Source organism: Marseilla massiliensis (genome assembly GCF_016899855.1).
Lineage (GTDB): Bacteria > Bacteroidota > Bacteroidia > Bacteroidales > Bacteroidaceae > Prevotella.
On record NZ_JACJJG010000220.1, the window covers coordinates 1 to 924 of the forward strand.

The 924-nt window shown below is 55.3% G+C and carries 1 protein-coding gene; it reads left to right on the forward strand.

Features of this window, described 5'->3' with window-relative positions; translation table 11 throughout:
• Positions 1 to 892 (forward strand): AAA family ATPase (locus H6A34_RS14475; protein ID WP_205106088.1); only part of this gene is annotated, 892 nt, incomplete at its 5' end.
• Positions 893 to 924 lie beyond the last annotated feature (32 nt).

The following is a 924-nucleotide window of genomic DNA, read 5'->3' on the forward strand; positions in this document are numbered from 1 at the left end:
GCGTGTCATAGGCCAGGATGAGGCCATCACCGCCGTGAGCGACGCCGTACGACGCAGCCGCGCGGGCCTGCAAGACCCGAAAAGGCCTATCGCCTCGTTCATATTCCTTGGCACAACGGGCGTAGGAAAGACCGAACTTGCCAAGGCATTGGCCGAGTACCTGTTCAACGACGAGACGATGATGACACGTATAGACATGAGCGAATACCAGGAGAAATTCAGCGTGTCACGACTCATCGGAGCGCCTCCGGGATACGTCGGATACGACGAGGGAGGCCAGCTTACGGAAGCAGTCAGGCGCAAACCTTACTCCGTCGTGCTGTTCGATGAAATCGAGAAGGCCCATCCCGACGTGTTCAACATCCTGCTGCAGGTGCTCGACGACGGCCGTCTTACCGACAACAAGGGACGTACGGTGAACTTCAAGAACACGATAATCATCATGACCTCCAACCTCGGAAGCCAGTACATACAGGGAGAGTTCGAGCATATCACCGACGCAAACCGCGACTCCGTGATAGCGAAAACAAAGGACACGGTGATGGAAATGCTGAAGAAGACCATCCGTCCGGAGTTCCTCAACCGTATCGACGAGACCATAATGTTTCTGCCTTTGACCAAAAATCAGATTGCGGACGTGGTTCGTTTGCAGGTAAACGGCGTGAAGAGGATGCTGGAACAGCAGGACGTAACGCTCGAAGTGACACCCGCAGCAATAGACTTCCTTGCCGACGTGGGCTTCGACCCCGAGTTCGGAGCGCGTCCAGTGAAGCGGGCCATCCAGCATTACATGCTCAACGACCTGAGCAAACAGTTGCTCAGCGGCAACGTTAACCGTGAGAAGCCGATAGTGGTTGACGCCGGCGGTGAGGGACTGGAGTTCAGAAACTGACTGGAAAGGTGAGAAGGTGAAAAGGTGAGAAG